Below are 2,878 nucleotides of genomic sequence, written 5' to 3' on the forward strand. Positions count from 1 at the left end.
ACCGAAATCTACACGCATGTTTCAACCAAATCTCTTCAAAATATTAAGTCTCCATTTGATGATTTGTAAAAAAATAAACGCCATAAAATAGTCTGGATTATGGCGTATATCCATCCGAAATAGATTAATAAACGCCATTTCATGACGGAAATAAACAAGTTAGCGGTCAGCAAAAAAGAAAAATAGCTATTAATTAACATAATTTTGTTGGATTAAAAATATTTACACCACTATTCAACAATTAAACTTAGTGTTATTTAAAGGATGATAAAGGATAAATTATTAAATGTCTGCTTAATACTTACCTCATTTATTGGGTATTTAGAATGGGGTGGTAACAATAGTATGTTTCTACTTCAAGGGGAAATTGAAATATTTTCAAAATTTGTTCAAGACCCAAATTCGATAGTTCATCCTTTTATATTGCTTCCGTTAATTGGGCAATTATTGCTTCTCTATACTCTATTTCAAAAAAGAACGAATAAAATAATTACATATATCGGAATAGGTGGTATCGGCATTTTATTGCTATTTATGTTTCTAATTGGATTAATAAGTTTAAACTATAAAATTCTAATTTCAACCATTCCTTTTTTGATTACAGCCGTCCTAACCGTAAGGAATTATCATAATAGAAACTTGTCAAATGAATTATAATCATAAAGCCGAACCGCTAACATTGTGTATGTGCTCATGTCGGGCAAAAGCCCGCCACGTCACATACACGAGACCGTTGGCGGTAATAATATGTACCAAATATTATACTGAATGAAAAAATTAAAATGGAAATTAGGCATTGATTGGAAATCAAAACTGATTGACCTTCTCATTGTAATAATCGGCATAACAATAGCTTTTCAGCTTAATAATTTCAAAGAATCCAGGAAATCTCACGCCCAAGAGGTAGACTATTTGAATAGCTTCTATGAAGAAAATCGAGATAACGAATTAGCCCTTTCCTCAGCTTTAGAATTTGCACTTAAAACAAAAAATGATATTGACACCCTAAAGCAAGTTCTTCTTTCAAAAGATTATGAAGATAATAGGATTAAAAACCTGTCAGCTAGCATGATGGCATTGTCTGACTTTCATCCATCTGTAGTAACAATGGAAAACATCACAGAGTCAGGAGAATTTAAGCTAATTAGTGACTTAGAATATAGAGAGAAATTAATTGACACTTATAATTCTTATCAAACTACATCTCAACTAGAGAGTATTCTATCAGATTATGTAAATGAATATGTCACACCTTTTTTCTTTAAGAATATTAGATTTAGTGATTTTACATCCCTTCAAGATAATTTTATAGAAAGTCCCGAATTTGAAAATATTGTAATCGGGTATGACGCACTTTTAAGCCAGAAAATAAAAGGTTATGAAGAGAACCTAAAAAAGCTTAGAGAGCTCAATCAATTATTAACTACCGCCAACAATGTATATACAAAATAGGCGAGATAGTAGTAAATTCAAAGGCTGTAGTCTGCTTCAAAATCGAAACGGTTTGATAAGTTTGAAGCCCGCATTCACCTACTTTGCATATACTCAACGTTGTGCTTCATTATAAATAACCAGCAACCATGAATAGAAAGTATTTATTTATCATCCTTTTCATCCATTTTATTATTCAGGTGAAAGCCCAGGATATATCATCAATTTCTCAAACAGTAGTTTATAAAATATCCGATACCATTGCCTTAAAGATGAGGGTAATCTATCCGCCGAATCTCGATAAAAGTCAAAATTACCCAGGCATGGTATTCTTTTCTGGGAAATGGGATCATCTGAATCAATTTACCCCACAAGCAACATACTTTTCCTCAAAAGGGATAGTATGCTTTTTAGTACAACATTACGACCAAGTGGATAAAAAAGACTTTGCTGTTTGGTCGCGTACAGCCAATGCAAAATCATCTATTAGACACATTCGAGCAAATGCCAGGCAATATTTTGTGGACAGCAATAAGTTAATTGCCGTCGGTGGTTCTTCTGGTGGACACTTAGCTGCTGCAAGCGCATTTATTCAAGGTTGTAACGACCCTGAAGACGACTTGTCTATTAGTCCAAAACCAAATGCCTTGGTTTTATTAAACCCTGTTGTGGATCTTGGCCCCATCGATCCGGAAATTTATGGGATGCTAGGTGAAAAATATCTGGAAATTTCGCCATTACAAAACATAACTCCAAATGCTCCCCCGACTATCATTCTTCATGGAACAGCTGACCAATTTATTCCTGTTTCAGTAATTGAATATTTCAGAGATGTAATGAGAGCTCAGAATAATCGTTGTGAAGTGATTCTTTATGAAGATCAACGACATGGTTTTTTTGACTATAAGAATAGCAAGGAAATCTATGAAAAAACATTAAAGGACATAGAAAACTTTTTGGTTTCCTTGGATTATATCGCCAAATGATTAATTGCTGATGTTAATATTAATTGATAAATAAAGAACCTTACATTATCAATAGTATGTCTGACAAACGCAGGTTGAAAAAACAGCAAAAAGTTAATAATATAAATAACGAAAGCACAACAAAAAATATAGTGCATTTGGCAGATAAACTAATATTGAATGTGATATCTATAGCGGAATATGGCAGGTAATTGATTGTTTGGATTCCTGAAATACCAAACGCACCATATTTAAACCGTTATCCCTATCGCATAAAAACGAAGATAGTAGTAGCTAATGACAGCTATTTTCAGACAGAATACTTATTCTGAGAACCATATTCCGAATTGATTGAGTTTTTGCTGAATTCCCCTCCGGGAAGGGATATTTCATACCGAGTGGTAAGTCGCAAAAGCAAGAAATCAGAAAAGCTTCAAGGGAAACCTTGGAGCTTTTTTGTTTGAACCTGTTTATAAAAAAAA

At 33.1% G+C, this 2,878-nt stretch carries 2 protein-coding genes; both read left to right on the plus strand.

Features of this window, described 5'->3' with window-relative positions:
- The first annotated feature begins 768 nt into the window (after window positions 1-768).
- On the plus strand, window positions 769-1,452 hold the full coding sequence (locus tag HWE15_RS15950; RefSeq protein WP_290508536.1) for a hypothetical protein: 684 nt from the start codon (window positions 769-771) through the stop codon (window positions 1,450-1,452).
- A gap of 128 nt (window positions 1,453-1,580) precedes the next feature.
- The gene (locus tag HWE15_RS15955) at window positions 1,581-2,417 is read left to right on the plus strand and encodes an alpha/beta hydrolase (RefSeq protein WP_290508537.1); all 837 of its coding nucleotides are present in this window, start codon (window positions 1,581-1,583) and stop codon (window positions 2,415-2,417) included.
- The last annotated feature ends 461 nt before the right edge of the window (window positions 2,418-2,878 follow it).

The sequence above is a fragment of the Algoriphagus sp. genome (assembly GCF_013373065.1).
Lineage (GTDB): Bacteria > Bacteroidota > Bacteroidia > Cytophagales > Cyclobacteriaceae > Algoriphagus.